Genomic DNA, 26317 nt, shown 5'->3' on the forward strand with positions numbered 1-26317 from the left:
TTAAAATATTTTCGCGAGGTCGTTTTTATAGGCTTCTACACCCTGCTTAATATCACCTTTTACTTTCTGAATAATGGCGATCAGTTTTTTCGCATAGGCAGGATCGGTTGCGTATCCCCCCGCCTGAAGCGCTTTGGCCGCCTGCTCCGGCGAACGGGAATGCGCAACGCCCGCATAGCGCGGGTTCTTAGTGAGTAGCTTCGTATAATCGGCGAGGGCATGTTCATAGGAATCGTAAACGCGAAACGAGGCCTTTATCTTTTGCTTCACGCCGTTGATGTATTCGGTGGTCATCACCTCTGTGGTCTTGCCTTGCCAGTCACCTCCGGCCTTAATGCCGAACAGGTTATGGCTGGGGCGGCCGTCAGCGGTGGGGATTTCACGCTGCCCCCATCCTGACTCCAGCGCCGCCTGCGCGAGGATCAGTTGCGGATGAACCCCGCTCTGCCTGGCAGCGATCTGTGCTGGACGCAGCAGACGAGAAATAAAGGATTGAGCCCCCTGCGCTACTTTGCCGAAGGAGACCGACGCAGACGGCGCCAGCGGACCGGTGGCGGATCTGACGGAGGAGGAAAGTCCCGGCAAATTAAGCGGACCGCTGCCGGGCGTCGACACCGATGGGCTATCGATCTCCCCGCCTGACTGGCGCACAATCATATCCGCAAACCCAAGCTGTCCGCTCCCGGCAATATTTTGCGCCACCTGCTGGTCGTGCATCGCGGTAAACATATCGGTGGACTGGCTGTGCATGAGGTCATCTTTGATGGTGGCATCGCGCATGCTCTTCATCATCATCTGCACGAAGATCCCCTCCATCTGCTGCGCCGCCGCCCTGAGCGCCCCGGGTTCAGCGCGGCGTGCATCGCGCTTAAGCGCGTCGAGAGAGCGAACGTCAAAGGCTGGCTTATCCAGGCGATCGAAAGCGTTCATCACTCCACCTCCAGCTTCGCACGCAGGCAGCCTGCATTTTTCATTGACTGCAAAATGGACATCAGCTCATTTGGCGTCGCGCCAAGCGTATTGAGTGCCCTGATCACCGCGTTCAGATCCGTGCTGCTGCGCACGCTTTGCAGCGAGCCGCCGCGGTCGCGTACTGAGATATCGGTTTGTGGCACCACGACGGTCTGCCCTCCCCCGAGGGGAGTATCCGGCTGGCTCACAACATTATTCTGTGTAACCTCTACCGTCAGCGATCCATAAGCTACGGCACAGGCATCGAGGGAAACATGGCGGTTCATCACCACGGCGCCGGTACGAGAGTTAACAATGACCTTCGCATCCTGTATCCCCACCCGCAGCGGAATATCCTGGATATTGGCGAGGAAACGCACCCGGGAAGGACCATCCGGCGGTGCAAACAAACGTACAGTACGGGCATCTTCAGGGATTGCCGCCCCACCGCTATAGCGACGATTAATCTCGTCGCTGATCTGCTGCGCCAGCGAGAAATCTGACTCGTTAAGCTGTAGGCGCAGCGTGTTTTGCGTGGCGAAGTCATTCGGGACTTCGCGTTCAACCGTCGCCCCACCGCTAATGCGACCGCCGTTAAGCTGGTTAACCTGCACGCGACTGCCGCCAGCCTGCGCGCCAGCCCCGGAGATCAGCACATTGCCCTGCGCCATCGCGTAGATCTGGTTGTCCGCCCCTTTAAGTGGCGTCATCAGCAGCGTACCGCCACGCAGGCTCTTCGCATTCCCCAGAGAAGAGACCACGATGTCGATCTTATCCCCTGAGCGGGCGAACGGCGGCAGTTCGGCCGTCACCATCACCGCGGCAATATTTTTCAGCTGCATGTTGGTGCCCGCCGGTACGGTGATCCCAAGCTGGGACAACATATTATTGAGGCTCTGGCCCGTAAACGGCGCCTGCATCGTCTGGTCGCCCGTGCCATCAAGCCCCACCACCAGCCCATAGCCCATTAGCGAGTTGGAGCGTACCCCCTGCACCGTGGCCAGATCGCGAATTCGCTCGGCCTGCGCCGGCGTGTACAGCATCGGAATGCTGAGCAGCAGGCCGAGAAATAACAGAATGGATTTTGTATTCATCGTCGTATCAAAAAGGAGAAAGGTTCAGGAACAGGCGTTGCAGCCAGCCCATCGTCTGCGCTTCGTTGATGTAGCCGTTGCCGACATACTCAATGCGCGCATCCGCCACCTGAGTTGAGGGCACGGTGTTGGCCCCGCTGATGGTGCGAGGGTTCACCACACCCGAGAAGCGTATAAACTCGGTCCCCTGGTTTATGGCTATCTGCTTCTCACCGACCACCTGTAAATTGCCGTTCGGCAGGAGTTTATTTACCGTCACCGTGATGGTGCCGGTAAAGGTGTTGCGCGCTGCCGCCCCGCCCTTGCCGGAGAAGTCGCTTTTGCCCTCCGCGTTAAAGTCAGCTTTGCCGTTACCCAGCCAGCTGTTCGAGCTGCCCGGCATGGCCAGTAATCCCATTCCGGCCGATCCATTACGGTTGGCACTGGCGGAGGAGCTCTTGCTGGCGCTAACGTTTTCCTGAAGCAGGATCGTCAACGTGTCGCCCACGCTGCGCGGCCTGCGGTCTTCAAACATCGGCTGATAGCCATAGTTCATGGCCTGTCCTGCCTGGAACAGCGAGCCGCCGGTTGTGACCGGTGCCATCGGTAATGGTTCTGCCGACGTTGGTCCGTCCACGAGCGGTTTTTGCAAAATATGCGCGCAGCCGCTTAGCAGCAGCACGCCCGCCAGCAGTGCAGGACGCGATAGCCCTGTTGGACTGTATGTAAAAAGTGTTTTCATTTACGTGTCGATAAACCATCTATCCGCCCGAGCCTGCGCCCGGAGCGGTAAGAGAGAGGAAATTAAAGCTGGGTAAGCCTCTGCAACATCTGATCGGATGCAGAAACGGCCTTACTGTTGATCTCGTAGGCGCGCTGGACCTGGATCATATTGACCAGCTCCTCAGCCACGTTGACGTTAGACGTCTCAATGTACTTCTGCTTGAGCGTACCCGCATCTTCAAGGCCCGGATTCAGTTCATTCGGTGCGCCGGAGGATTGCGTTTCACGATAGAGGTTGCCGCCAATGCTTTCGAGACCGGCATCGTTGACAAAGGTCGCCAGGGTCAACTGCCCCACCTGCTGCGGCTGAGCCTGACCCGGGAGCGTCACGCTGACGATACCATCAGGGCTTATCTGCATCTCTTTGGCGTCCTGCGGTACTACGACGCCCGGCAGAATGGGATGGCCTTCTGCGTTTACCAACTGACCGTTTTCATTTTTATCGAAATGTCCGTCACGGGTGTACGCGGTGCTGCCGTCAGGCAACTGCACCTGGAAGAAGCCTTTGCCTTCGATAGCGACATCGGTATCGTTGCCGGTCATGTTCAGGCCGCCCTGAGTATGCACGCGCTGGGTAGAGACCGGACGCACGCCGGTACCCAGCTGGAGGCCGCTTGGCAGCGTTGTCTGTTCGGAAGCCTGTGCACCGGGCTGGCGCATGGTTTGATAAAGCAAATCCTGGAACACCGCTCGCTGGCGCTTAAAGCCGTTGGTATTGACGTTCGCCAGGTTGTTTGAAATCACGTCCATATTGGTCTGCTGTGCTTCCAGACCGGTTTTTGCGATCCATAATGACCGAATCATCTGTACTCCTTGCGCGGGTTAGCCCACGCTTAATAGCTGGTTGGCCTTTTGCGCGTTTTCATCCGCGGTGCGGATCACCTTCATGTTCATCTCGAAGCTGCGTGCGGTGGCGATCATCTCCGTCATGGCCTTCACCGGGCTCACGTTACTTCCCTCAAGGGATTCAGGACTCAGACGCATGGCGTCATCCTGGGGCAACGCATTGCCCGCCGCCGGGCGAAACAGCCCATCGTCGCCGTGGATCAGGGTGCTCATGGGAGCATTAACCATTTTCAGTCTTCCGACCGGCACGACGGCCGTTGGCTCATCACCCGCGCCAAGTGCAGAGACGGTACCGTCCTCCGCAATGGTGATCTGCGAATGGGGAGGAACCACCAGCGGTGCGCCATCGCCCATCAGCGGCTTCCCGCCAACCTGCAATGCGCCGTCCCGATCGATCTCAATGCCGCCGTTACGGGTGTACCCTTCACTACCGTCTGGCAAGGCTACCGCCAGCCAGCCGTTCTGCGGAAGTGCAACGTCGAGACTGCGTCCGGTGTGGGTAATCGGTCCCATGGTGTCGTCGTTATACGGCGTCGATTCCGCTACCAGCGCGCGAGTTTTCAGGGTCTGCCCCTCAACCGGCACAGCGCGAAACGCGGCCAGTTGAGCACGAAAGCCCGCCGTGGCGCTGTTAGCCATATTGTTCGACGTCACGGCCTGGCGGTTGAGCGCCGCGTTGGCAGCACTCAATGCGGTATATATTGCGCGATCCATCCGCCGCCCTTATCGCAGGTTAACCAGCGTCTGGAGTAGCTCAGACTGGGTTTTGATGGTTTGCGAATTCGACTGGTAGTTACGCTGGTAGACAATCATATTGACCATCTCCTGACCCAGATCGACGTTAGACTGCTCAAGCATATTCCCGTTAATCGTACCGAAGCTGCCGGAGCCGGAAGTACCAAGGAAAGGCTGGCCGGACTGCGGCGTTTCGCTCCAGACGTTATTACCTTCAGCCGCCAGCCCACCGCTGTTGGCGAAATCAGCCAGTACGATTTGTGCCACGGTCTGACGCTGACCGTTACTGTAGGTCGCGACCACTTCTCCGCTGTCGCCAATAACAAAGCTCTGATATTTACCCGGGGCCTGACCGTCGATGGTGTCAACTTTCACGAGGCTATCGGTGGCCCGGCGGGTCAAGCTGGAAAGATCCATGTCGATACTCAGCGGCGCGGAGCCATTAAACGCGGCCCCGTTAATGGTCATTTTGGTACTGGCCATCGCCGCCGTGTCCATATTGCCGTTGCTATCGAACTTTAAATCCAGGGAGGTCACATCAGGCGTGCCGGGCGCGGTTTCATCGCGCGCGTAAGCTTTCCACTCGCCTGCCGCGGTCTGCACGAAGTAGACCTTTACGGTGTGTTTATTGCCCAGCGTGTCGGTCGCCTCAATCTGGCTCTGGTAGTTGTAGGTTTTCGGATCGCTATAATCGAACGAGTCGGTGATGATGGTGGTGTCATCTGACTTCAGGTTACCCGTAAGGGATCCGGCGGTGGACGCCGCGGGGGGCATGTCTTCCGTCGGTATACGAATGGGTCCTACCGGTGCGCCAGGGGCGATTGTCGGCGGCGTACCGGTCGCCTGGTAGCCGGTCAGGTACAATCCATTGGTGCTGTTGATGATATTGCCGTTCTGATCCTGCTTAAACTGGCCGTTACGTCCGTAATAGACGGCGCCACCTTCGCTTACCATGCGGAAAAATCCTTTTCCCTGTAAGCCCATATCCAGCGAGCTATTGCCCGCCGTGAGGCCACCGTCGCCGAAGTTCTGGGTCACGCCCGCAACCTGAACCCCGAGACCCGTCGTTCCGGCGAAGATGTCGGCGAAGGCCACGGAGCCTGCTTTAAAACCTGCTGTCTGGGAGTTGGCGATATTGTTTCCAACCACGTCCAGCGCTTTGGCGGCTGCATTGAGGCCGCTAAGACCTTGTGAAAAGCTCATATTGAAGTTCCAGAGAGTAAATTATTCGCTATTTTTGGATAACAACCACGTCGCCCATGGTGATGGGGTCATGATTGAGCAGGTGCAGTACCGCGCCGTTGGCCGTCATCGTGACGCCAGACACCTGCTCCTGAATCAGGCCGGATATTTCCGGGTTATCGCCTTCCGGATTTTTCGCCTCAAAGGAGAGCGTGTATTCCCTGTCCTGAGGCGGCCCCGGCTCCGGCTGGAAGTTTTCCAGATCGTCGAGGGTGTAAGTCTTCACACCGGATTTCACGTCCTTCAGCTGCGCCGTATAGGCATTGCCTTCATCATCCGTCAGCGTGACGGTGACCGTTTCTGCATCCCCCGATAACAGGAAACTAAAGCTGTCTGATGGCTTCTCCTCCCCGTCCAGTGGCTGCGTGGCGTCACCAAAGGCGACTTTCGGATCGCCCTCGATCAGTACCCCACGGCCAACCCAGGAGGCGGCGCTCATACTGCCCAACTGCGCCATAAGCGCCTGAACGTTGCCGACAGATGCGTTGAGTTTTTCCACTCCCGCGGCGGTATTGAACTGTGCCAGCTGGGAGGTCAGCTGGTTGTTATCCATCGGGTTAGTCGGGTCCTGGTTTTGCATCTGTGCAACCAGCAGCTTCATAAACTGCTCGGAGAGGTCGGCTGCACTGCTGCCCGTGCCGTAGGTGCTGGTATTGCCGCTGGTGTCGTTTACCGTTGAAACTGTCATATCCTGCCTTACTGACCGAGGGTTAAGGTTTTCTGCATCAGGGCCCTGGCGGAGTTCATCACCTCCACATTTGCCTGATAACTGCGTGAGGCGGAAATGGTATTGACCATCTCATTGACCACGTTGACGTTAGGCATACGTACATATCCCTGTTCGTCCGCCAGCGGATTACCGGGCTCATAGACCAGGCGATCGGGCGCTGTACTTTCCACTACGTCGCTGACTCTGACGCCGCCGATGCCCTGGCCGGCAGAGGTGTCCGCTTCAAACATGACCTGACGGGCGCGGTAAGGCTGTCCGTCCGGTCCGGCAACGCTGTCTGCGTTCGCCATATTGCTGGCACTCACGTTGAGACGTTTTGACTGCGCGGCCATCGCCGAGCCTGAAATATCAAATACGCTAAATAACGACATTTATTTACCCCTGACTGACTACCGTCATCATTTTCTTAATATCTGCACCGAGGAATGTCAGGCTCGATTGATATTTCATGGCGTTATCCGCGAAATTAACTCGCTCGCGGTCCATATCCACGGTGTTACCATCAGCACTTGGTTGATCCGGTACGCGATATAGCAACTGAGCATCATCAAAAGGCATTTTTTTACCCTGCATATGCTTGCTGGACGTTAAAGCCATTGTGACAGGCCCTGATGCAGGTTTATTCCCTAACGCATTTTTAAGTTGCTGAGAAAAATCAATATCTCGCGCCTGATAGCCTGGCGTATCGGCATTCGCAATATTCGATGCCAGGACTTCCTGCCGACGCGAGAGCAGACCTAACGCTTGCTGTTGGAAGCGAAACGCATCGTCAAGTTTATTCATCATGCACTCTGGCCTCTGCCTTGCTTTATATAAACCGCGATAGTGTAGACAGCGCTGATGAAATATCACACTGCAAAGACCTGACAGAAATAGGCGCTATTAGCGAAATTAAGATAGATATTTAAAACATGCGGAACTGATTCATGAAAACGGCAGCAGAAGTGTCGTTATTTAACGCAATAAAAGCGTTTCTATCACGTATATAATTTAGTCAGAATAAGCATACCCGTTTACTTTACTGGTTTTACAATAAGGCAACAAGATGAAGCTTCCATTATTACGCGTAACGCTGGTAACGCTCCTTTTCGCGAGCCCGCTGTATGCCAGCGTGCCATCCGCGACAACGGCGAAACTTCGATTAGTGCAGAAACTGGAGGCGCTGGTTAAGCTCACGGAAAATCCAGGCAATATCGTTCGTACCGTTACGCTGCTGGCCTCGCCCGGACAGCTATCAGCGGTGTGCGAAAATCCTGACCTGAGCCTGGCCGGGCATGATGACCGCCTCACCGGCAAACGCACCGCAGTGGCGCGCTGCGGCATGCGTAAGTTCTATCTGCCGTTTAGCATTAGCGCCCAGGGAACCTTCTGGGTCGCCAGTCATAGTCTGAAGGGCGGGGAAATTGTGCAGCAGGGCGATATTACTCCCATGACCGGCAGCATAGACGATTTGCCCGTTGGTCTAATGTTTGAGGCGAGGGACATTGTCGGCCAACGCCTTTTGCGCCCCCTTTCCGCGGGCAAACCGGTGCTGCAAAACCAGCTGCGCCAGCAGTGGCGTCTTCGCGCCGGGCAGACGGTAGAACTGGTCATGTCGGGACCGGGTTTCTTTATCCGCAGCCAGGGCAAAGCGCTAAACAACGCTGCGGTTGACGATACGTTGCGCGTGAAAACCACGGGTGGACGTAACGTTACGGGAAAAGTGGGTCGTGACGGAGCCGTGACAATTTTTTTAGAACAATAATTTTAGTTTTTTCGTGTATTTCCGAAGACTAGTGTATAGGCAAGAGCAGTAACGATTACTGGCGAGGATAAACATGAGCATCGAAAGCACCCAACCCACCGCACCGATTGGCAATCTGGCTGGCGGACAGGAACTGCGTACACGCGGCACTACTCAGGAAAATAGTGTCGCGACGGGCGAAGCGCGCGGAAACAAAACCGAAGTGACCCTGAGCGCGCTGACAAAAAAAATTCAGACCGATGACAGCCGTGACGTGGATTATGCACGGGTGGATAAAATCCGTGCCGCAATGGCCTCCGGGGAACTCACTATCGAGCCAGAGAAAATTGCTCAGGCGCTGGTGCGACATATTTTTGAGTATTAATAACGGCAGGATTTTTTAACATTATGGATAAGCTGTACCCGATACTGACGCAAATGAAAACGTCCCTGGACGAGCTGGAAGCCATCATGATTGAAGAGGTCAATCAGCTCAGCCGCGTACAAATAAATCCCGTTTCGCTACAGGTATTATCGGATAATAAAAGCCAATTGCTTTCGTCGATTCAGTACTATGATGAAATGCGTCTCCAGCAGGAACAGCTTTCCGCCCTTCAGGCGCCCTATCACCATCACAGCAGGCTGTTCACCAGCTGGAAGCTGATCAGAGAACGGGTGCAAAGCACCAAAACGCTGAACGCGCAGGTCGAAACGCTTCTGCAAAACCATATGAAGAAGAATCAATATATGCAGAAGGTGGTAGACCGCGTGGGTCACGCCAACACGCTCTACGGCCCCGCCGGGGAATCCAGCCAGGCACCTGCGGGTCGTAAATACAATATCAGCATCTGATTCGCCTCTTGCTTACCCGTAACCGAGCTCGCCCATGGCGGGCTTTTTTTACGCGCTAACGTCATCTTGCAGAGGGATTGAGGCGGGACACGCTCCCGCCTTCAGGGGCGGGAGCGTCAGACAGTGTGGTATGCCTGGGCAGACGCGTTTGATTTAAGTAGAGCAGAAATGTTATTGCTGAGATGACCTAGCCGGACAGACATCCGCTGGCGCAGACGTTCGTCCTGGGCAAGAAGCTGCGCAAGCTGTGCGCGGGCGTCTTCAGCAAGCGGCGAGAGATCGAACTCACAGAGCGCCTGCATACCCCGGGCGTAGGCTGCAACCTCTTCGGTAAAGCACTCCCACGCCTCCTCGTCTGCTAACTGCTGTAGACGTTCGTTACTCTGCAACATCAGGGCGATTTGCCGCGTGAGTTTATCAGCCATGCTTCACCTGACGCGCCTGTGGGTCGATGGCTTTCCACGTCTCGGCCATATCCACCATCAGTGAGATAAGATGCGGGAGCATTTCCCCGGACTTATTAAGGTTCGCTTCCAGCAGAGAGCGCGAAATATACTCGTACAGTCGCTCCAGATCGGCGGCAATCTGTCCCCCAACCTCATGGTTAAGCCCGGCGCGCAGGCCATTATCAATAATGTTGATTGCACGGGAGATCATCTCACCCCGGCGAGCGATGTTTCCAGACTGGAAGTAGATCTCGGCGCGACGCATGGCATTGATTGCTCCGTCGTAGAGCAAAACGATGAGCTGGTGCGGGGTGGCGCCAGCAATCTGGCTGTCCAGAGAGACGGAGGAATAGGCGCTGTTGCCCGTTTTGGTGTACATCTTCGGTTCCTGCCGGGCAGTTGGCCTGCCCGGATGCGTTAAGTTTAACCCATGATCCCAAGCAGCGCGGACTGAAGCTGCTGGCTCGTACTGTTCATTTGCGTCAGGGCCTGGTCGAGACGCTGGAATTCCTTACGGCTGCGGTCAAGGCTGTCCTGAATGCGTTCCTGCATGCGGGCAATCTGTTTTTCAACGCGGGTATTTTGTTCCTTTACCCCCTTGAGAGCGGTAGAGATCGCCCCTTCAACCTTCGGGATCGAATCGTTATCGCCCAGATAGGTGGTGAACACCTCCTCCATGCGATCCTTGATCCCGCCCGTTGAGCCGGTGCCTAAAAACAGAGCTTCCACTTCCTTTGGATTTTTCTTCAGCGCTTCGTCGAGCTTTTTATTGTCGATGGTGAGTATGCCCAGGGTCCCGGTACGCTCCTCGCCGGGCTTGGTTTCGTTGAACTTCACCTCAATACCGAGCGCACCCAGAGATTTGTACAGATCGTCGGCATCGCCATAGCTCCCGGCGACAGCGGACTTCATCTGGCTGGTCAAACGGCGCAGGGTACCGTCACCGAAAAGCGCGCCGTTTGACGCATTGGCCTGCGGCAGTTCATCGCCGGTCGTCTTTTCCGGTTCGTTGTATGCACTGGCGCTGGATGCCGCGCTAAGATAGGCGTTATAGACATTCACAAACTCTTCAATCAGGCTTTTAACCTTAGAGGTATCGGCGGTGATCGACAGTGTTTCTGATTTCAGTTTTGATGCGTCGTCAGGATCTTTTTCTGAGACCTCGCGCAGATCGAGGGTGATCCCGTCAATGGCGTCAGAAATGGTATTGGAGCTGCGTTCAATCTTCGTACCATCAACGTAGACAATGGCATTCTGCGCCGGCGTAATCTCCCGGGCATTATCTGCCCCCGGCGTGACTGCCGGGTCGTAATCCAGCACTTTTGCCAGCTTACTGTCGCCGCTTACGCTGATGCTAATTTCGCCATCTTCGCCGGTCTTTTTCGACGTCACGACCAGCTGATATTTGCCATCTTCGGCAGGCATTACCGTCGCGGTAACATCGCCATTTTTAGCATTAATTTTTTTAGCAATCTGTACCAGAGAGGTTTCATCATCTTTCAGCTCCACCTCCATCGGCTTGCCTTTGCCTGCGGTGATGGTCACCGTACGCGGACCGGCGCCGTCACCCAGCTGGGTGTCGTTCGCATTTTGCGGTGCCGTCCCCACTTTATTGGCTTTTGCTAGCTGCTCAACCTGGACCGAGTAACTATTCGGGATCGCTCCCTTACCTGCCGTTGCGTTAAATGCCTTGTTGGTGCCAATGCTGACCCCGTTGAACCCTTCATCCTCCAGTTTTTTCAGCGCCGTTTTCACCGCATCCAGACTGCTGGAGATTTTACCCCAGGAGGAAGTTTGTCCTTCATAATTGCTCTGCTTCTGCAAATAGGGGTTTAATTTTTTATTCTCAGCTACCTGGAGCTGCGAAATCATACTTTCAATATCTAACCCGGAGCCGCCGAGGCCTGACATAGAGAACGAAGCCATGATTTGTATTCCTGTTACAGTGAAGATAGATATAGCGATATCATCGGGGTTTCGGCCATAAAGTTTAATTTTTTACAGTTCAGGCGACAACGAAACCACCACATTAATACACTCTTACACGCTTATCAGGCTATTGACTGTGGTAATCGGGAGAATTGCCATCACTTGTGAATGCTTTTCCTGGAATATAAAAAATTATGAAAAAATAATTTAGTCATTTCTTTTTCATCCGATTAATTCAGTATGCGCAACAGACATCGCATATTTAACTGGCGAATGCCGTCGTTACTTTATTTAAAAGGATATTGATATGGCCCAGGTCATTAATACTAACGCATTGAGCTTGATGGCTCAGAACAACCTGAACAAATCTCAGACTTCTCTGGGTACTGCAATTCAGCGTCTCTCTTCCGGTCTGCGTATCAACAGTGCGAAAGACGATGCAGCAGGTATGGCGATCTCTAACCGCTTCACCTCTTCTATCCGCGGCCTGACCCAGGCAGCACGTAACGCCAACGATGGTATCTCCCTGGCGCAGACCACCGAGGGCGCGCTGGAAGAAGTAACCGAGAACTTACAGCGTATCCGTGAACTGACCGTTCAGGCAAAAAACGGTACTAACTCCTCTGACGACCGTGACTCCATTAAAAAAGAGATCTCTGCACGTCTGGACGAAATCAAACGTATTTCTGAAACCACCAACTTCAACGGCGTTAACGTTCTCGATGGCTCCAAAGATAAACTGACCATCCAGATTGGCGACAAAGATGGCCAGACCATCGACATCGATCTGAAGAAACTGGACATCGACTCTCTGGGTCTGGACGGCTTCACTGCTGCATTCGATAAAATTGCCGGCTCTGCGGGCGCCACCAGCCAGTACACCAAGGCAGCCACTGCGAAAGCAGCGGGCGACGATACGGGTATCAGCACTGCTGCCGGTAACTGGAAAGTTGCCGCAGCTGACATCACCGCAATTGAAACGGCAGTGGGCGCAGCAGCAGGCGACGTCAAGCTGTACGTAGCTGATGGTGAAGCTTTCGCTTACGATAAAACTGCCGACAAAATGTTTAAACTGGACACCTCTGCCATCACCTTCAAGGATGATGGTGCTGGCAATGCGATCATTGACGGTGCTGTACCTGCTGGCGCCGTAACGGAAGTCAACGCGCTGGATGCCGATATCCTGTTGAACGGTCCATCTACGCTGAGCGATGCCACCAAGCTGAAAGAAGGCGCGACCTTCAAAGCTCAGGATGGTTCTGAAGTGACGCTGGATCAGGCTAAACTGGACGAGATCTCCAACGCGGCCTTTGGCGCTGACGCTGCTGACAGCAACATGCAGCTGTTCTCCGTGAAAGACGGTGCAAACACCAAATACTTCGCGCAGAGCACCGACGCAAGCGGTAACACCGTGGTGAAAGAGCTGACCTTCGCAGATAACGCAACTGCCCCTACCGTTGCGGATGCAGGCGCAGCGAACTCCGCGTTCATCAACACCGCCGCTAACGCTGCCGCAGCCGACGACCTGCTGGGTAACCTGGATGCAGCCCTGACTGAAGTGACTAACTTCCAGGCTGACCTGGGTGCGATTCAGAACCGTTTCAGCTCTATCATCGCGAACCTGAACACCACTGTTATCAACACCACCGAAGCCCGCTCCCGTATCCAGGATGCTGACTTCTCCGTGGAAGTGTCCGCAATGAGCCGTTCTAACATCCTGCAACAGGCCGGCGTATCCGTTCTGAGCCAGGCTAACCAGGTACCTCAGAACGTTCTGAGCCTGCTGCGCTAATCCCGAAAAGCCTCAACATTTTACGCGTATTTATTGCGCGTTAGCCCTCCCTGTCGGAGGGCTTTTTTCGTTTTGAACCTCGCTAATCGTCCTCAATCCTTCTCCCCTGCCCTGACCGTCTGTCAGGTAAGTCACAACCAACCAAAAACATTACAAATAATATGGTTAAAAAGGTCTCGCAAAACAATATAAAAACGCGTTTACCCTATTTGGAGACAATCGGTAATCGACCATAAATAGCATGCGTAAAGTGCCATTGAATACGAAATGAAAGAACGAACGCATCTCGTTTATTTATTATGAACGCAACCTTCCGCTAAACAGCTCATCTCAACATTGTTTAAATGATATGACCAGTGAGATAAAATTAACCAACTCATTTATAGCGACTGCCGATATTTAATGTTAAAATCGTTTTCGCTGCACAGCGTGCAAAAGGAGAAATTCCCTCCTGTTACTTATACATTTTTAAGCGTTTAGCTTATCTAACTTGAGCAGTCAGCAAATGCCCGTCAGTCATTGCCCTTCACGTACTAAGCCTCAGAAAAATAGGAATATAAGCGTCACCCCACTGCTATCGTGCCGCCAGGTTCAGCGAGAGGAATCACCGCATGCGCATCAAAATGGGAGGGCATTTACTTTATTTATCACACAAATACGCCAACCGAGGCCTGGCCATTTTTAACATCGGCATTAATAACATTAATATCGTTGAAATTTACCTTTAGCGATCCGCGAATAGTTGCGATATAAGCCTTAGGTAGCCCGAAATTGTTGCGCATTGTTAACGAAAAGACTTTACCCAATTAACATAAATACCCATTCAATTCACCTTATCTTTCATTACGAAGTATCAAGATATTATGGTCAATTACATTGCGATTGGATCGTTAGTGACGCTGGATTTACACACGAGGTTACTAACACGAACGCGCGACGGCGAGTGCGTGACGCTGCCTGCCAGCGCCTGCCTCTGCCTTGCCGCCCTGGTGGAAGCGCAGGGACAAATTTTGTCTCAGGAACAGTTAATGGATATCGGCTGGCGTAGCGCTGGCGTTGAGGTCACGGATAATAGCGTGCGCGTTATGGTGAACAAGCTTCGACGAGCGCTGGCCTCGCTAGAGATGCAGGATGCTATTGCGCTGGTTGCCGTAACGCGAAGCGGCTATCGCCTGATTATTCGTGAAGAGAGCCCGCCGGAACCCTCGGCTGAAAGCGTTGAGATCCTCCCCCCACCACAGTCGCCTGAAATGCCGGTGGAGGTTACGCCTTCTCCCCCCTCCGCTACGCCAGCACCGCGTCGAAAAAGGCTTTTACGAAGCGCTGCGTTCGCGGTCTGCGGCATGCTGATCGGTATTCTTATTGCCTTGTCCGTCAAAAATGCGTTTGTCCCCAGCCCGCAGAGTATCGAGTTTATCCTCTGGCAGGGAGAAGGGATCCCCCCCGGCCATATCGTGATGGTGCAAAAAAACCGAATAAGCCAAACAGAACTTATCCAGGCAACGCTGCACACCTATAGCGAATATGTGCTGGAAAGACGCGTCCATTACAGACCGGGTAAAATTTTATACATCACTACCGGCACGGGAAAGATAGATAAATATCAGGCAGTTATTGCCTGTCAAAAACCCATTCAGGAGCAAAAGAATGACTGTGAATCGTTCTATTTTCATCTTTATTAAACGCCCGCAGATCCTCTTTGCTGGCGGTCTGATGACAGGTTTAGCGTTAACAATCGGGTACACGATCGCCACGTCGCCGCTGAGACAGACGTGCTTTGCCCCAGCCTCGTTTTACACTATCAAGGACGAAAACAACGTGACGCTGGCGCGAGGAATTTATCGCTCATACCGCGATGGACTTCATGAGGGACACACGACCTATATCGGTAATATCCGCCATTTTCAGGACGGAAAACGCGTAGGGCAAGCTTCACCCGTACAGCGCAGCGTGAATTATACCATGTCCTTCTCCGGCAACCTGCTGCATCTGACGATGCTTAGCCACGCCCGTCGGCTGGGCGATCAAAGCAACGAAAAAGAGGTGACGGATTATATTTTTCCGCAGCTTAAGAGCGGCGAAACCTCCACCAGTTCCCTCTATTTGCTGGAAAACAGCATCCTGGCATCGGGAACGGAGACGGTAGTACGGATAGCCTGCACGAATTAAGCCCTCAAACCAGCGCCTGTAGTAACCCGCTCAGGATCTCGAAGCCGTGGCTCATAAGACGTTCAAAAAATGGAGCCAGCGTTTCGTCGATGAGCAACAGTGCCAGCATGCCAAAGGTCAGCGTGAGCGGGAACCCTACTACAAAGATCGAGAGCTGCGGGGTAAGTCGGTTTAGCAGCGCAAGCACCATGTTTATACTCAGCAGCAGGGCTATCACCGGGAGGCCCAGGATCAGTCCCTGACTGAAGATGAGTCCGGCATGATTAACGAGGTAAAACATCCCGCCAGCATGCAGCGGTTCTGAGTTAATGGGGAGAGCCTCGAATGTCTCTGCAAGCAGCGAAAGCAACCACAGATGGCCGTTAAACACCAGAAAGAGCAGCATCGCCAGCATGTTTAGCAGGCGAGCGATCACCGGGCTGTTACCGCTGCCCGGGTCGAAGAAGGTGGCAAACGAGAGTCCCATCTGCATCCCAATGATCTCGCCCGCCAGGCGAACGGCGGCAAACAGCAGTTGCATCGTCAGCCCCATCGCGGCGCCGATGAGCACCTGCTTAGCCATCGTCCAGACGCCCGCCCAGGAGTAAAGTCCTATATCCGCTTCAGAAACCAGCCCGCCCAGCAGCAGCGCGAGGGTTAAGGCCAATGCCGCACGCAGGCGGGCGCTTATCGCTTTTTCGCTAAATACTGGCGCAACATGCAGAAGCGCCGAGATACGCACCATGACCAAAAAGTAATGGCTTATCAGGGCGTAAAGCTGCTCAAGGGGAAGATTAAAAATCATTAGCCGATGGCGTAAGGAATGCTGGCGAACAACATGCGCGTGTATTCAATAAAGATTTTCATCATCCACGGACCGAGCAGTACGCCGACACCCACGATCATCAGGATTTTAGGGATAAAGGTCATGGTCATTTCGTTCACCTGCGTCGCGGCCTGAAGAATACTGATAATCAGACCGGTTGCCAGCGCGACCAGCAAAAGCGGCCCCGCAATCATTAGCCCAACCTTGATAGCTTCCATGCCCAATACCATGACGCTTTCGGGGGTCATATCAGGCTCCTATGAGTAAAAGCTTTGTGCAAGCGAACCGACCAGCAGCTGCCAGCCATCCACGAGTACGAACAGCATCAGCTTAAAAGGCAGCGCAATTGTCGCTGGCGGAACCATCATCATCCCCAGCGCCATCAGAATGCTGGCCACCACCAAATCAATAATCAAAAACGGAATAAAGATGGTAAAACCAATCTGGAAGGCGGTTTTCAGCTCGCTGGTGACGAAGGAAGGCACCAGAATACTCAACGGCACGTCCTCCGGGCCGGTAAGGGTCGGCGTTTTAGCAATGCGGGCAAACATCGCCAGATCGGCTTCACGCGTCTGCTCAAGCATAAAGGCCCGCAGCGGTTTTACGCCTTCCTTCAGGGCCGTTTCCATGGTGATTTTATTGGCCTGCAACGGCTGCCATGCCTGTTCATAGATCTGGTTGAGCACTGGCGACATCACAAAAAAGGTCAAAAATAGGGCCAGTCCCACTAATACCTGATTTGGCGGTGCGGTCGGCGTACCAAGCGCGTTGCGCATCAATCCCAGCACGATAACGATACGCGTAAAGCCAGTCATCATCAGCAGTACCGCAGGGATGAACGTGAATCCACTGAGCAACAATAGCGTCTGGATGGGTAGCGTCCAGCCAGCGCTCCCCGGCGAACTGGCCAGCGTAATGTCGCCGTTAGCGGCGAGCGCAGAGGCGACGGGCAGCAGCAGACCAACGCCCGCCGCAGCACGGGCAATCAACAGACGGTTCATTTTTGCTCACCACCCGAACGGTATTTATGAAGAAAGTTATCCAGCATGGCGGGGAAAGCCGCTGAAGGAGTCGCCTGCTCAGGCACCTCTGGCCTAACCTGTACGGTAAGACAGCTAATGTGGGTTGGGGTAACACCCAGCACCAGCCGCTGTTCGCCCACGTCAACCACCACCAGCCGTTCGCGCGAGCCGAGAGGTTTACTTGCCACCAGCGATACCGCAGCCTGGCTTTCGCGGGTGCAACGCGCCAACCCGCTGCGGCGAGCGATCCACGCCAGCAGTACCATCAGCATAATAATGAGCATGAGCGTACCGATAACCGATAGCGCGATTGCGCCGCCAGAGAGCACGTTCGTGCTCCCTGCGGCAAAAGGAGGTTGTGCTGCGTTCATTAGCGGCTCAGGCGATGCATTCGCTCGGATGGGGTAATGATATCGGTAATACGAATCCCGAATTTATCGGACACGACCACCACTTCGCCCTGGGCAATAAGGTAACCATTGATCAGAATATCAAGCGGCTCACCCGCCAGACCGTCAAGCGAAACCACCGAGCCCTGGCTTAAGCGCAGCAGCTCCTTGATAGTCATTTTTGTGCGGCCCAGCTCAACGGTCATTTTGACAGGGATATCCAGAATCAGGTTCATCTCTTCAGAAAACTGAGGAACCGCCGTTTGCTCTGTACTTCCCGCAGCGTTCTGCTCGTTCAGCGCCTCACCCCAAAGATTGTCCATAGACTTATCTTCAGATCCCGACGAGTTATTCATGTCGCTCATGGGGAAATCACTCCTTATTGAAAGATTTTAATGCTGGCTGATTCATCCGATCGACCTTCAGAGCATATTGATTATTTACAGAGCCATATTTCGCGGTAAATACCGGCACGCTGCCGACGTTCGCTTCTATAAACTCCTGCTTATCCAGTGGGATAATGTCGCCTTTTTTCATCTTCATGACGTTTGACAACCGCGTGTTGATGTCGGCAAATTGCGCCACCAGCTCCAGCTCGGTTTCACGCATCTGGCTTGCCAGCATGCTGCGCCACTCAGAATCCTCATGGCGCGAATTATCCATTGGCGGATTGCTTAACAGTTCACGCAGAGGCTCTATCGTGCTGAAGGGAATACAAATATTGAACTCCCCGCGATGCGAGCCGATTTCCACGGAGAAAGGCGTGGTGACAACAACATCGTTTGGTGAAGAGGTAATATTGGTAAATTTCACCTGTATCTCTGAACGGATGTATTCCGTCTTAATTTTATAAATAGAGCCCCAGGCAAACTCATACGCCTCGCGTGCCATTGTCAGCATACGGTGGATCACCCGCTGCTCGGTCGGGGTAAATTCCCGCCCGTCTGCCTTCGTCGGGAAACGCCCGTCTCCGCCGAACAGGTTATCCACGGCCATAAATACCAGACCGGAGGAGAATGCCATCAGCGCGGTCCCACGCAGGGGATTAAGGTGCAGCAGGTTCAGGTTAGTTGGCACCGGTAAATTGCGGGCAAACTCATGATACGGCTGGATCTTGATATTTCCCGCCGTAATATCTGAACTGCGGCGCAGCAGGTTAAATAGCCCCATCCTGAACTGACGGGCAAAGCGTTCGTTAATAATTTCCAGAGAATGAAGCCGCTCGCGAATCACGCGTCGCTGAGTATTTGGATCGTAAGGTTTTATCCCCGCATCTCCCATGCTTCCATGGAGGTCATCGGGACTCTCCGTATCAGCATTGAGCAGGCGATCGATCTCATCCTGTGATAAAAAACTATCAGCCATTGTGTTTACCGCAGAATAAATTCATTAATCAAAACGTCAGTGACGTTAATCTTTTTGTTGAACGCCAGCGGTTTTTTAAGCTCATTATTGATGTTGCTAATCAGCTGGCGTTTACCTTCATCCGTTGAGAGCGTTTCATACGTTTGCTGAGAAAGCAGCATAAACAATCGGCTGCGATATTCCGGCAGGAATTTCTCAAGCACCTGTACGGACGACGTATCGCCAAGTCGTACGGACAGACCAATGTAGAGCACGCGATCCGACTCGTGCTGCGTCGGGGTCAGGCTAACGGTAAAGGTATTCATCGACACGTATAACGGTTCAACTTGCTGTACCGCCGGGGCTTCGTGCTCACTTCTCGAATTGTTGTCCGTCTGCACGTGTGCATATTTCATCGACCAGAACAGATAGCCTGAAAAACAGCAGGCTGCGAGGGCAATCAGAAACATTAGTATTAACAGAAGCGAGCGCGCCCCTCCGCGAGCCGCAGCATTTTTATTTTTGTTACCCATTACGTAAACCCAATAAAATAAGAGAGGCAGCAACCTGCCCCTCGATAAATACGGCGGACATTGTAGTCCATTTAATCAGCAGAATAATCAGGAGATAAAATTTCATTCCTGTCGGCAATTCAGCAATTCAGGCAAAAGTGTTAATGCCGTATATATTTCCTTGCGTCGATGTTAATAATTCCGCCACAGCGTCTTCGTCCACGAACACGTTATCTGCACCTTGAGCGGTATGCTGCTCTCCGGAAGGATGACGTCCCTGCTCGCCACCGCCAGTATGTGGTCGATCGGGGCTCACGCTCGCCTGGCCCAACTGAAGCCCGGTTTCCGCTAAAGCCGCCCGCAGGTGCGGTAGAGCAGTCTCCATCATCTGCCGCACCTGGGCATGTTCGCTGACGATATGGATCTGCGCCTGGTCCTGCTGCACGCGCAAAGAGATATGCAATGAGCCCAGCTCCTGAGGATGCAGGCGGATCTCCGCATTGTGCAAATTGTCGCGGCTGAACAGGGCAATATGTTGGCTCACCGACTGTTTCCATTCGGGCGACTCCAGCGGATAACGGACGTTGACCACCTGCTGTGAGACAGGCTGACTGACCAGTCGCGCCGTTGATGGCTCCATCACGACGCTCTGAACCGTGGGATCGCACGTAGCGTGCTGCGATGCGTCTCCCTGATGAGCCGTTAAGCCTGGCATAACGGCGCTGGCGTCCGGGGCTTTCCCCCCTAACGCCTGTGCCTGCATCTGGAGAGGGGTATCTTCGCGTCGGGCGGGCTTCAGCTTAATATCGTCAACAGGGATCGTTAAAGGCGCCTTTTCGCCAGCTACCTCTTCACGTGGCAGAGTCGCATCAGCAAGGGTCGAAGCCTCTGTAGCGCCCCTCGCCTGGCGGGTGACTATCTGCTGAAGCTGCCACTGCGGGCTTTCATCACCGGGAGAGGTGCTGATTCTGACCTCCGCCAGCGTGTCGTCACTCTCCCCCGGCTCAGCTACCGGCGGCAAAACCGGCTGCGGAAGAGGGTATCCTTCATGACTCAACAGCTGCGCCGGAACGTCCAGCCCAGGTAACAACAGTCCCATCTGCGCCAACCTGTCGTCGAGCGTGAGAGCAAAATCCTCGCCGATGAGTTTTCCTTTGCCTGCTCTCGTCGGCGCTCCGCCGGACAGCAGAGCCGTAATATCAATATTCATAGCCTTTCTCTTTTCTGTCCGGCACGCTGGGCGAATTCGTCCATCATTTTTTGCTCCTGGCGGCTCTGTGCCATAGCCAGTGCCGCTTCGCGGCGATCGATGAGCGTCTCAAACGCATTAAGGCGCTGCTTTTTCTGTAGCCACTTCTCTTTGACCCGATCCACGGCTTGTTCGCAGGTGGAAACATGTGATTCGTGCTGCTTCACCACCTGGTTAAGTGACAAAATGAAAGACTGTTGATTAACCAGATCCGCCATCGACATACCGCTGCCCAGCAGGCCCTGACGCAAAGATTGCTGGTACTCGCGCTCATAGTGCTGAAGCTGTTCATGCTGGGCCACGGCTGCCATAAGCGTCTGCTGGACGCTGCCGAGGGCGCGAGTGGTCTCCGTAAGCTTTTCCTGAGCCATGTCACGCAGCATGACCATTGGATTATTCACTTTCACGTTTTATCCCGCCTGTTCAACGATGTCTGGGAAAAGTTGGCTCAGTGCGGCAATAGCCTCGTCGTAACCGCTCCGCTCGTGTATTGCCTGATGCAGGAAGGCTTCCAGCGCAGGATACTGGTCTATCGCTCTGTCGAGCAGCGGATCGCTGCCCTTCACGTAAGCGCCTACGCTGACCAGATCCCGGTTACGCTGATAGGTCGACAACAGCTGCTTAAAACGCTGAACCTTGCGGTACTGGACATGCGGAATTAGCTCCGTCATCGCGCGGCTAATAGAGGCTTCAATATCAATAGCAGGATAATGGCCCGCCTCAGCCAGGCGACGAGAAAGCACGATATGGCCATCGAGGATCGCCCGCGCCGAATCGGCGATCGGATCCTGCTGATCGTCCCCTTCGGTCAGAACCGTATAAAAGGCGGTTATCGATCCGCCGCCGCGCATACCGTTACCCGCACGCTCTACCAGTGCGGGCAGACGCGCGAAGACGGACGGTGGATAACCTTTCGTTGCCGGCGGTTCACCGATAGCCAGCGCCACTTCACGCTGCGCCATGGCATAGCGCGTAAGAGAGTCCATTATCAGCAGGACATTCATCCCACGATCGCGGTAATCCTCAGCAATTCGGGTGGCGTAAACCGCACCCTGCATACGCAGGATCGGCGAAACGTCAGCAGGTGCGGCGATCACGACCGCGCGTGAGAGCCCCTCTTCGCCAAGAATGTTCTCGATAAAATCTTTTACTTCACGTCCGCGCTCGCCAATCAGCCCGACGACGATGACGTCGGCGGTGGTGAAACGGGCCATCATGCCGAGCAGCACCGACTTACCGACGCCCGAGCCGGCAAAAAGGCCCATACGCTGTCCCCTGCCAACCGTCAGCAGGCCATTTATTGCCCTCACGCCCACATCGAGCACGGACTTGATGGGATCGCGGTGAAGCGGGTTAAACGAGGGGGTAAACAGGCCGGCTACGGGTTTTCCCGCCGGTGGACGACCATCCAGGGGGCGGCCCTGAGCGTCAAGCACGCGCCCCAGCAGGTGTAACCCCACCGGCAGCTGTTTACCCGCTCCCTTATCGGCCTCTGGCGCGTACACGCGCGCGCCGGGAAGAATACCGTCAACATGTTCAAGCGGCATAAGATAGAGCGTCTGACCGTTAAACCCGACCACCTCACACTCGACCGGTAAAATAGCCTGCCCGGTCTGACGTTCAACAATGCACAACGCGCCTATCGGCAGCTTCAGGCCAACGGCCTCCATCACCAGCCCGGTAGCACGCGTCAGCTTGCCGTACTGACGAAAGCGCGGGAGCTCTCCGAGCTTCTCTTCCACCCGATCCATGACCGAGAGCCAGTTTTTTAACTGCTGGCTCATTGGGACAATTCCTCTCGGGCGAGCTGACAGAGAGACTGCCAGCGCGTTTCCATGGTGGCGTCATACTCCACGTCCGGCGTGACCACACGACATCCCCCTGCGGCCAATTGGGGATCGCTTTGTAAGGACCACCCCATTGAGGAGAGCGTCTCACCGATCGCCTGGGAGACCATGGGCAGATCCTGCGGGTTCACATGCAGTTCTGTCGGGCCGTTGAGCAGGGTATCCTGCTTCATTAACTGGCGGATCTGCGCAAGCAGAGCATGGTTATCCGCCACGCTCAGGGTGCCGTACAGCTGCTGTACCGCCGTCAGCGCCAGCTGAACCAGACGTCCGGGAATAAGGCTATCGAGATTCGAAAGCGCAAGCTTGCACTGCGTCACCCATTCTCCAGCCTGGAGCAGTAAAGCCTGCCGTTCGTCACGAGCCTGTTCCAGCCCCTGCGCCAGACCCGCCTCACGCCCCTCCTTCAGCCCGGCCTCATAGCCTTCGCGACGGCCTTCCTCTTTGCCTTGCGCCAATCCCTGAGCAATACCCTGCTGCTCAGCCTGCTTACGCAGGCGTGCCAGCTCGGCCTTAAACTGCGCGTCAGAATGGCCGGTATCCTGCGTCTGCAACGGTACTTCAACCGTTTCGTTTAACAGATCCTCAGGCTGCCAGCTGCGCCACTGAGCGGCGCTATTGGCATCAAACGTAGGCATCGTCGCTGCCTCCAATGATGATTTCCCCAGTCTCCGCAAGGCGACGAACGATGTTCAGAATAGTCTTCTGCTCGGCTTCCACCTGTGACAAACGAACCGGGCCGCGCGATGCCAGATCTTCGGTCATCAGATCCGACTGACGGCGCGACATGTTACGGAAGAACTTGGCCCGCAGCGCTTCGTCTGCTCCTTTGAGGGCGATGATAAGGGTTTCACTTTCCACCTCCTGCAACAGACGCTGAATGCTGCGATCCTCGACATCTACCAGGTTTTCGAACAAGAACATTTCGTCGATAATTTTCTGTGCCAGCTCACTGTCGAAATCGCGAACCGCCTCAATGGCGGCCTCTTCCTGCTGGGATTTCATCAGGTTTAAAATCTCCGCAGCCGGGCGCACCCCACCCATTTTGCTGCGCTTAAGATTCTGACCGTGGAGCAGGCCGTTGAGTACCTCCGTCAGTTCCTGCAACGCGGCGGGCTGAACCCCGCCGAAGGTGGCGATACGCAGCATAATGTCGTTACGTTCACGATCGTCGAATTTGCTCAGGACGTCCGCCGCCTGGTTACGCTTTAAGTGGACCAGGATCGTGGCGATAATTTGCGGGTGTTCTTCACGAATCAGATCGAATACCGCCAGCGGATCCATAAAGTTGAGCGTTTCGATCCCGTTTCCACCCTGGTGGGTATCCAGCAAATCCTCAAGCAGCGTTGACGCACGCTCTTCACCCAGCGCCTTGACCAGCACGCTGCGCAGATACTCGTTCGTGTTAAGGCTCAGCGCGGCATACTCGCTTGAGTCATTTTTAAAGTCGCGCAGCACGGAGGCCATTTGATCGTGGGTAAACCCCGCCATGTTGACCATAGAACTGCTGATGGTCTTCACCTCATGCGCGTTTAGGTGCTTAAAGACTTCGGCGGCCAGGACGTCGCCCAGCGTCAACATAACGATGGCGCTTTTCTCTGCGGCATTCATGATTTGAGCTCCTGATTCATCCACTGACGAATAACCAGCGCAATAACCCGCGGCTCTTGTTCCGCCAGTTCGCGCAGCTGCTGACTGTTAAGTTCCGTATCCACACGCTGCTGAGCGCGGTCACGCGCATCCTTTTCGGACGCTTTCTTGCGGGCGGCCAGCTCTTCCTGACGCGCCTCTTTTTCCATTTCCATGCGGCGCAGGCTGGTTTCCTGATGGCGGATCCAGGCCGGATGAACAAGCTTACGCCACATAACCCAGGCGATAATCGCAATAACCAGATAACGCGCAATCGCCATCATCAACTGATAAAACTTATCCTGTTTCCAGAATGGCGGGAGTTCCTCTTCCTCAACCCCGTTAAACGGCGAGTTCAAAATATTGACGCTATCGCCGCGTGAGGCCGTATAGCCGACAGCCTCCTTAACCAGAGCATTAATACGGTTCAGTTCAGCCTCACTCAGCGGACCCGGCTTGCCCTCAGCGCCTTGCGGCAGATGGTTTATCACCACCGCGACTGAAAGACGATCGATGCGCCCCATGGCATTTTTAATGTGGGTTAGCGTGCGATCGACCTCAAAATTGGTGGTCTCATCGTTGTGATTGTTGTAGGGCTGTGAACGGTCATTTCCGGTACCAGCGGTACTGGTTTGAGCGGCAGGCTTGTTAAGCGGCTGCGTAAGTGGCGCAGTGGCAGGCGCTGGCGGCTGATTCGTCAGCGCGCCCGGTACGCCGCCATTGCCGCGTCCATTACCCTGCTCGGACTGGCTCGTCTGGCGGCTTCGAATCACCATTTTTTGCGGATCGGCGTTGGGCTGATACTGCTCCTGCGTCTGCTCCTGCTGGGTAAAATCAATCTGCGCCGTGACCTGGGCGCGAATATTTTTGCTGCCCACCAGCGGCGCCAGGATTCGCTGGATGCGCTGCTGGTAATCACTTTCGATCTCACTGGTGTACTTCAGCTGTGACGTTTGCAGGCCGCGCAAACCACTTTGGGTGAGCAGCTCACCCCGCTGATCGACGATAGTGACATTTTCTGCCGTCAGCCCCGTCACGGCGCTGGAAATCAGATGGGTAATGGCAATGACCTGTCCTTCATCCAGGGTACGCCCCTGAATCAGGTTGACGGTAACGGAAGCCGTTGGCTGTTTTTGCTCACGCACAAACATCGTCTGCTTGGGTGTGGCAAGATGAACGCGCGCCGATCTGATCGGCCCCAGGTTTTCAATAGTACGCGCCAGCTCTCCCTCAAGCGCCCGCTGATAATTAACCTGTTCGCTAAACTGGCTAATACCAAACTTTTCCTTATCCAGCAGTTCAAACCCTACGGAGCCGCCTTTTGGCAACCCCTGTTGGGCCAGCTTCATACGCACTTCATGGACCTGTCCTTCAGGAACCAGAATAGCGCCACCCGGCGCGTCGATGCGGTAAGGGACATTCATCTGCGACAGCTGGGCAACAATGGCCCCACCGTCTTCATCACTGATATTGCTAAACAACACGCGATAGCCTGGCTCTTTTGCCCAGAACATAAGCGCAATTAATACCGATACGGCAGCCGCGGCGCAAATGACCAGCGATAGCTTCGGGCTGGCGCGAAGCCATGACAGAGCCGATTTAATTCGGTCAGCCGGATTATTCGTTAAATCATTTAATGTGGCACTCATGCCGTGATCCTGTAAGAAATAGCACGCACAATAATGCGCGTCAGCGCCTGTGATATCGCAGGGCTGATAACGACGATTTCAAATTAAGAGAAATTTTCAGGCGGGCATTATCGTCTGAAAGGCCGATTTTTTAAGGATAAATAAGCTTAAAGTAATGTTCGCTTATTGGATTTTATGGCCATTTTGCCTACGTGTTAAACTATCAACGTTTAAAAGATATGTAATAAATGTGTGCTTTTCCCTTATTAATTCAGGAAGTCAACAATGTCAGCAACTTTAATGCGTGGCGTACTCGATCAAATTAACACTCAGTCACAGCAAATAGCCGGCATGAGCCGAAACCAGCCTGCCGCGCTGAAAAACACGCCGTCGTTCTCTGACATTTTATTCAATAGTATCAATGAAATTAATGAAACTCAGGTTAACGCGAAAGAAATGACGCAGCAGTGGATGTCTGGCAGTAGCGATATTGGATTAAATGACGTAATGCTGGCAATGCAGAAGTCCTCAATTTCTTTTAGCTTCGGTGTGCAAGCGCGCAATAAAATGCTCAGTGCCTACCAGGAAATCATGAATACCCCGGTATAAGGCCTCGCCCTG

Annotated in this window: 32 protein-coding genes; 7 read left to right on the forward strand and 25 right to left on the reverse strand. The window is 54.3% G+C overall.

Features of this window, described 5'->3' with window-relative positions:
* From flgJ to flgB, 9 genes are all read right to left on the reverse strand, one after another.
* A complete protein-coding gene (gene flgJ, locus ACOTYH_RS09675; RefSeq protein ID WP_015571592.1) occupies positions 1 to 930 on the reverse strand; it encodes a flagellar assembly peptidoglycan hydrolase FlgJ in 930 nt (309 codons plus the stop codon).
* Positions 930 to 1994 carry a flagellar basal body P-ring protein FlgI gene (locus tag ACOTYH_RS09680; RefSeq protein ID WP_045324746.1) on the reverse strand — a complete coding sequence of 355 codons (1065 nt, stop codon included), beginning with the start codon at positions 1992 to 1994 and terminating at the stop codon, positions 930 to 932. The genes flgJ and ACOTYH_RS09680 overlap by 1 nt, the downstream gene beginning before the upstream one ends.
* A gap of 58 nt (positions 1995 to 2052) precedes the next feature.
* Positions 2053 to 2766 carry a flagellar basal body L-ring protein FlgH gene (locus ACOTYH_RS09685; RefSeq protein WP_015571594.1) on the reverse strand — a complete coding sequence of 238 codons (714 nt, stop codon included), beginning with the start codon at positions 2764 to 2766 and terminating at the stop codon, positions 2053 to 2055.
* 62 nt (positions 2767 to 2828) lie between these two features.
* Complete coding sequence (gene flgG / locus ACOTYH_RS09690) at positions 2829 to 3611, reverse strand: flagellar basal-body rod protein FlgG (RefSeq protein WP_015571595.1); 783 nt, start codon at positions 3609 to 3611, stop codon at positions 2829 to 2831.
* Between the two features lie 18 nt (positions 3612 to 3629).
* Positions 3630 to 4367 carry a flagellar basal body rod protein FlgF gene (locus ACOTYH_RS09695; protein WP_015571596.1) on the reverse strand — a complete coding sequence of 246 codons (738 nt, stop codon included), beginning with the start codon at positions 4365 to 4367 and terminating at the stop codon, positions 3630 to 3632.
* A gap of 9 nt (positions 4368 to 4376) precedes the next feature.
* The gene (gene flgE / locus ACOTYH_RS09700; protein ID WP_015571597.1) at positions 4377 to 5591 is read right to left on the reverse strand and encodes a flagellar hook protein FlgE; all 1215 of its coding nucleotides are present in this window, start codon (positions 5589 to 5591) and stop codon (positions 4377 to 4379) included.
* Positions 5592 to 5619: 28 nt separating this feature from the next.
* Positions 5620 to 6318, reverse strand: coding sequence for a flagellar hook assembly protein FlgD (locus ACOTYH_RS09705; RefSeq protein WP_015571598.1), 699 nt, complete (start codon positions 6316 to 6318; stop codon positions 5620 to 5622).
* Positions 6319 to 6326: 8 nt separating this feature from the next.
* Entirely contained in the window at positions 6327 to 6731 is a 405-nt protein-coding gene (gene flgC / locus ACOTYH_RS09710) for a flagellar basal body rod protein FlgC (RefSeq protein ID WP_015571599.1), read from the reverse strand.
* A 4-nt stretch (positions 6732 to 6735) separates the two neighbouring features.
* The gene (gene flgB / locus ACOTYH_RS09715; protein WP_015571600.1) at positions 6736 to 7146 is read right to left on the reverse strand and encodes a flagellar basal body rod protein FlgB; all 411 of its coding nucleotides are present in this window, start codon (positions 7144 to 7146) and stop codon (positions 6736 to 6738) included.
* A 259-nt stretch (positions 7147 to 7405) separates the two neighbouring features.
* On the opposite strand from flgB, the gene flgA reads away from it, so the two are divergent.
* The 3 genes from flgA to ACOTYH_RS09730 all read left to right on the forward strand — a co-directional run bounded on the left by flgA (position 7406) and on the right by ACOTYH_RS09730 (position 8935).
* The gene (flgA, locus tag ACOTYH_RS09720; protein ID WP_015571601.1) at positions 7406 to 8104 is read left to right on the forward strand and encodes a flagellar basal body P-ring formation chaperone FlgA; all 699 of its coding nucleotides are present in this window, start codon (positions 7406 to 7408) and stop codon (positions 8102 to 8104) included.
* Positions 8105 to 8177: 73 nt separating this feature from the next.
* On the forward strand, positions 8178 to 8468 hold the full coding sequence (gene flgM, locus ACOTYH_RS09725) for a flagellar biosynthesis anti-sigma factor FlgM (protein ID WP_017692828.1): 291 nt from the start codon (positions 8178 to 8180) through the stop codon (positions 8466 to 8468).
* A 23-nt stretch (positions 8469 to 8491) separates the two neighbouring features.
* Entirely contained in the window at positions 8492 to 8935 is a 444-nt protein-coding gene (locus tag ACOTYH_RS09730) for a flagella synthesis protein FlgN (protein ID WP_015571603.1), read from the forward strand.
* A 116-nt stretch (positions 8936 to 9051) separates the two neighbouring features.
* On the opposite strand, the gene fliT is transcribed toward ACOTYH_RS09730, so the two are convergent.
* From fliT to fliD, 3 genes are read right to left on the reverse strand one after another with little or no spacing between them, the layout of a single operon-like run.
* The gene (fliT, locus tag ACOTYH_RS09735) at positions 9052 to 9360 is read right to left on the reverse strand and encodes a flagellar protein FliT (RefSeq protein ID WP_032654672.1); all 309 of its coding nucleotides are present in this window, start codon (positions 9358 to 9360) and stop codon (positions 9052 to 9054) included.
* On the reverse strand, positions 9353 to 9760 hold the full coding sequence (fliS, locus tag ACOTYH_RS09740) for a flagellar export chaperone FliS (RefSeq protein WP_017692827.1): 408 nt from the start codon (positions 9758 to 9760) through the stop codon (positions 9353 to 9355). The genes fliT and fliS overlap by 8 nt, the downstream gene beginning before the upstream one ends.
* 44 nt (positions 9761 to 9804) lie before the next feature.
* Entirely contained in the window at positions 9805 to 11307 is a 1503-nt protein-coding gene (gene fliD, locus ACOTYH_RS09745; RefSeq protein ID WP_017692826.1) for a flagellar filament capping protein FliD, read from the reverse strand.
* A 310-nt stretch (positions 11308 to 11617) separates the two neighbouring features.
* On the opposite strand from fliD, the gene ACOTYH_RS09750 reads away from it, so the two are divergent.
* The 3 genes from ACOTYH_RS09750 to ACOTYH_RS09760 all read left to right on the forward strand — a co-directional run bounded on the left by ACOTYH_RS09750 (position 11618) and on the right by ACOTYH_RS09760 (position 15271).
* Entirely contained in the window at positions 11618 to 13102 is a 1485-nt protein-coding gene (locus ACOTYH_RS09750) for a flagellin (protein ID WP_033487533.1), read from the forward strand.
* Between the two features lie 863 nt (positions 13103 to 13965).
* Positions 13966 to 14784 (forward strand): transcriptional regulator, encoded by an 819-nt coding sequence (locus ACOTYH_RS09755; protein WP_039269992.1) that lies wholly within the window; start codon positions 13966 to 13968, stop codon positions 14782 to 14784.
* Positions 14750 to 15271 (forward strand): hypothetical protein, encoded by a 522-nt coding sequence (locus tag ACOTYH_RS09760; RefSeq protein WP_015571609.1) that lies wholly within the window; start codon positions 14750 to 14752, stop codon positions 15269 to 15271. The genes ACOTYH_RS09755 and ACOTYH_RS09760 overlap by 35 nt, the downstream gene beginning before the upstream one ends.
* A 4-nt stretch (positions 15272 to 15275) precedes the next feature.
* On the opposite strand, the gene fliR is transcribed toward ACOTYH_RS09760, so the two are convergent.
* From fliR to fliF, 13 genes are all read right to left on the reverse strand, one after another.
* Positions 15276 to 16055, reverse strand: coding sequence for a flagellar biosynthetic protein FliR (gene fliR, locus ACOTYH_RS09765; protein WP_080478573.1), 780 nt, complete (start codon positions 16053 to 16055; stop codon positions 15276 to 15278).
* On the reverse strand, positions 16055 to 16324 hold the full coding sequence (gene fliQ, locus ACOTYH_RS09770; protein ID WP_017692822.1) for a flagellar biosynthesis protein FliQ: 270 nt from the start codon (positions 16322 to 16324) through the stop codon (positions 16055 to 16057). The genes fliR and fliQ overlap by 1 nt, the downstream gene beginning before the upstream one ends.
* 9 nt (positions 16325 to 16333) lie before the next feature.
* Entirely contained in the window at positions 16334 to 17077 is a 744-nt protein-coding gene (gene fliP / locus ACOTYH_RS09775) for a flagellar type III secretion system pore protein FliP (protein WP_152044132.1), read from the reverse strand.
* Positions 17074 to 17469, reverse strand: coding sequence for a flagellar biosynthetic protein FliO (gene fliO / locus ACOTYH_RS09780; RefSeq protein WP_045328321.1), 396 nt, complete (start codon positions 17467 to 17469; stop codon positions 17074 to 17076). Before fliO ends, fliP begins: the two co-directional genes overlap by 4 nt.
* Positions 17469 to 17852, reverse strand: coding sequence for a flagellar motor switch protein FliN (fliN, locus tag ACOTYH_RS09785; RefSeq protein ID WP_015571612.1), 384 nt, complete (start codon positions 17850 to 17852; stop codon positions 17469 to 17471). The genes fliO and fliN overlap by 1 nt, the downstream gene beginning before the upstream one ends.
* A gap of 7 nt (positions 17853 to 17859) precedes the next feature.
* Positions 17860 to 18852: a flagellar motor switch protein FliM gene (gene fliM / locus ACOTYH_RS09790; RefSeq protein ID WP_015571613.1), complete on the reverse strand. Its 993-nt coding sequence runs from the start codon at positions 18850 to 18852 to the stop codon at positions 17860 to 17862.
* Positions 18853 to 18857: 5 nt separating this feature from the next.
* Positions 18858 to 19364 (reverse strand): flagellar basal body-associated protein FliL, encoded by a 507-nt coding sequence (gene fliL / locus ACOTYH_RS09795; protein ID WP_421637720.1) that lies wholly within the window; start codon positions 19362 to 19364, stop codon positions 18858 to 18860.
* A 127-nt stretch (positions 19365 to 19491) separates the two neighbouring features.
* Positions 19492 to 20553: a flagellar hook-length control protein FliK gene (locus tag ACOTYH_RS09800; RefSeq protein WP_045341456.1), complete on the reverse strand. Its 1062-nt coding sequence runs from the start codon at positions 20551 to 20553 to the stop codon at positions 19492 to 19494.
* Positions 20550 to 20981, reverse strand: coding sequence for a flagellar export protein FliJ (fliJ, locus tag ACOTYH_RS09805; RefSeq protein ID WP_015571617.1), 432 nt, complete (start codon positions 20979 to 20981; stop codon positions 20550 to 20552). The genes ACOTYH_RS09800 and fliJ overlap by 4 nt, the downstream gene beginning before the upstream one ends.
* 21 nt (positions 20982 to 21002) lie before the next feature.
* Positions 21003 to 22376: a flagellar protein export ATPase FliI gene (fliI, locus tag ACOTYH_RS09810; RefSeq protein ID WP_017692818.1), complete on the reverse strand. Its 1374-nt coding sequence runs from the start codon at positions 22374 to 22376 to the stop codon at positions 21003 to 21005.
* Entirely contained in the window at positions 22373 to 23077 is a 705-nt protein-coding gene (locus ACOTYH_RS09815; RefSeq protein ID WP_017692817.1) for a flagellar assembly protein FliH, read from the reverse strand. Before ACOTYH_RS09815 ends, fliI begins: the two co-directional genes overlap by 4 nt.
* Positions 23064 to 24050 (reverse strand): flagellar motor switch protein FliG, encoded by a 987-nt coding sequence (gene fliG, locus ACOTYH_RS09820; RefSeq protein WP_015571619.1) that lies wholly within the window; start codon positions 24048 to 24050, stop codon positions 23064 to 23066. Before fliG ends, ACOTYH_RS09815 begins: the two co-directional genes overlap by 14 nt.
* Positions 24047 to 25717, reverse strand: a complete 1671-nt coding sequence (gene fliF, locus ACOTYH_RS09825) for a flagellar basal-body MS-ring/collar protein FliF (RefSeq protein ID WP_032669355.1) — start codon at positions 25715 to 25717, stop codon at positions 24047 to 24049. The genes fliG and fliF overlap by 4 nt, the downstream gene beginning before the upstream one ends.
* Before the next feature lie 264 nt (positions 25718 to 25981).
* Here fliF and fliE point away from each other — a divergent pair, with 264 nt between their 5' ends.
* Positions 25982 to 26305, forward strand: a complete 324-nt coding sequence (gene fliE / locus ACOTYH_RS09830; protein ID WP_020480519.1) for a flagellar hook-basal body complex protein FliE — start codon at positions 25982 to 25984, stop codon at positions 26303 to 26305.
* Positions 26306 to 26317 lie beyond the last annotated feature (12 nt).

The organism is Enterobacter cloacae complex sp. SHL001, from assembly GCF_049236825.1.
GTDB classification, from domain to species: Bacteria; Pseudomonadota; Gammaproteobacteria; order Enterobacterales; family Enterobacteriaceae; genus Enterobacter; species Enterobacter hormaechei_C.

Excerpts from the sequence above, each read along its gene's own strand:
- flgJ (WP_015571592.1), bottom strand. The coding sequence starts at position 930 with ATGAACGCTTTCGATCGCCTGGATAAGCCAGCCTTTGACGTTCGCTCT.
- ACOTYH_RS09680 (WP_045324746.1), bottom strand. The coding sequence starts at position 1,994 with ATGCTGTACACGCCGGCGCAGGCCGAGCGAATTCGCGATCTGGCCACG.
- ACOTYH_RS09685 (WP_015571594.1), bottom strand. The coding sequence starts at position 2,766 with ATGAAAACACTTTTTACATACAGTCCAACAGGGCTATCGCGTCCTGCA.
- flgG (WP_015571595.1), bottom strand. The coding sequence starts at position 3,611 with ATGATTCGGTCATTATGGATCGCAAAAACCGGTCTGGAAGCACAGCAG.
- ACOTYH_RS09695 (WP_015571596.1), bottom strand. The coding sequence starts at position 4,367 with ATGGATCGCGCAATATATACCGCATTGAGTGCTGCCAACGCGGCGCTC.
- flgE (WP_015571597.1), bottom strand. The coding sequence starts at position 5,591 with ATGAGCTTTTCACAAGGTCTTAGCGGCCTCAATGCAGCCGCCAAAGCG.
- ACOTYH_RS09705 (WP_015571598.1), bottom strand. The coding sequence starts at position 6,318 with ATGACAGTTTCAACGGTAAACGACACCAGCGGCAATACCAGCACCTAC.
- flgC (WP_015571599.1), bottom strand. The coding sequence starts at position 6,731 with ATGTCGTTATTTAGCGTATTTGATATTTCAGGCTCGGCGATGGCCGCG.
- flgB (WP_015571600.1), bottom strand. The coding sequence starts at position 7,146 with ATGATGAATAAACTTGACGATGCGTTTCGCTTCCAACAGCAAGCGTTA.
- flgA (WP_015571601.1), top strand. The coding sequence starts at position 7,406 with ATGAAGCTTCCATTATTACGCGTAACGCTGGTAACGCTCCTTTTCGCG.
- flgM (WP_017692828.1), top strand. The coding sequence starts at position 8,178 with ATGAGCATCGAAAGCACCCAACCCACCGCACCGATTGGCAATCTGGCT.
- ACOTYH_RS09730 (WP_015571603.1), top strand. The coding sequence starts at position 8,492 with ATGGATAAGCTGTACCCGATACTGACGCAAATGAAAACGTCCCTGGAC.
- fliT (WP_032654672.1), bottom strand. The coding sequence starts at position 9,360 with ATGGCTGATAAACTCACGCGGCAAATCGCCCTGATGTTGCAGAGTAAC.
- fliS (WP_017692827.1), bottom strand. The coding sequence starts at position 9,760 with ATGTACACCAAAACGGGCAACAGCGCCTATTCCTCCGTCTCTCTGGAC.
- fliD (WP_017692826.1), bottom strand. The coding sequence starts at position 11,307 with ATGGCTTCGTTCTCTATGTCAGGCCTCGGCGGCTCCGGGTTAGATATT.
- ACOTYH_RS09750 (WP_033487533.1), top strand. The coding sequence starts at position 11,618 with ATGGCCCAGGTCATTAATACTAACGCATTGAGCTTGATGGCTCAGAAC.
- ACOTYH_RS09755 (WP_039269992.1), top strand. The coding sequence starts at position 13,966 with ATGGTCAATTACATTGCGATTGGATCGTTAGTGACGCTGGATTTACAC.
- ACOTYH_RS09760 (WP_015571609.1), top strand. The coding sequence starts at position 14,750 with ATGACTGTGAATCGTTCTATTTTCATCTTTATTAAACGCCCGCAGATC.
- fliR (WP_080478573.1), bottom strand. The coding sequence starts at position 16,055 with ATGATTTTTAATCTTCCCCTTGAGCAGCTTTACGCCCTGATAAGCCAT.
- fliQ (WP_017692822.1), bottom strand. The coding sequence starts at position 16,324 with ATGACCCCCGAAAGCGTCATGGTATTGGGCATGGAAGCTATCAAGGTT.
- fliP (WP_152044132.1), bottom strand. The coding sequence starts at position 17,077 with ATGAACCGTCTGTTGATTGCCCGTGCTGCGGCGGGCGTTGGTCTGCTG.
- fliO (WP_045328321.1), bottom strand. The coding sequence starts at position 17,469 with ATGAACGCAGCACAACCTCCTTTTGCCGCAGGGAGCACGAACGTGCTC.
- fliN (WP_015571612.1), bottom strand. The coding sequence starts at position 17,852 with ATGAGCGACATGAATAACTCGTCGGGATCTGAAGATAAGTCTATGGAC.
- fliM (WP_015571613.1), bottom strand. The coding sequence starts at position 18,852 with ATGGCTGATAGTTTTTTATCACAGGATGAGATCGATCGCCTGCTCAAT.
- fliL (WP_421637720.1), bottom strand. The coding sequence starts at position 19,364 with ATGGGTAACAAAAATAAAAATGCTGCGGCTCGCGGAGGGGCGCGCTCG.
- ACOTYH_RS09800 (WP_045341456.1), bottom strand. The coding sequence starts at position 20,553 with ATGAATATTGATATTACGGCTCTGCTGTCCGGCGGAGCGCCGACGAGA.
- fliJ (WP_015571617.1), bottom strand. The coding sequence starts at position 20,981 with ATGGTCATGCTGCGTGACATGGCTCAGGAAAAGCTTACGGAGACCACT.
- fliI (WP_017692818.1), bottom strand. The coding sequence starts at position 22,376 with ATGAGCCAGCAGTTAAAAAACTGGCTCTCGGTCATGGATCGGGTGGAA.
- ACOTYH_RS09815 (WP_017692817.1), bottom strand. The coding sequence starts at position 23,077 with ATGCCTACGTTTGATGCCAATAGCGCCGCTCAGTGGCGCAGCTGGCAG.
- fliG (WP_015571619.1), bottom strand. The coding sequence starts at position 24,050 with ATGAATGCCGCAGAGAAAAGCGCCATCGTTATGTTGACGCTGGGCGAC.
- fliF (WP_032669355.1), bottom strand. The coding sequence starts at position 25,717 with ATGAGTGCCACATTAAATGATTTAACGAATAATCCGGCTGACCGAATT.
- fliE (WP_020480519.1), top strand. The coding sequence starts at position 25,982 with ATGTCAGCAACTTTAATGCGTGGCGTACTCGATCAAATTAACACTCAG.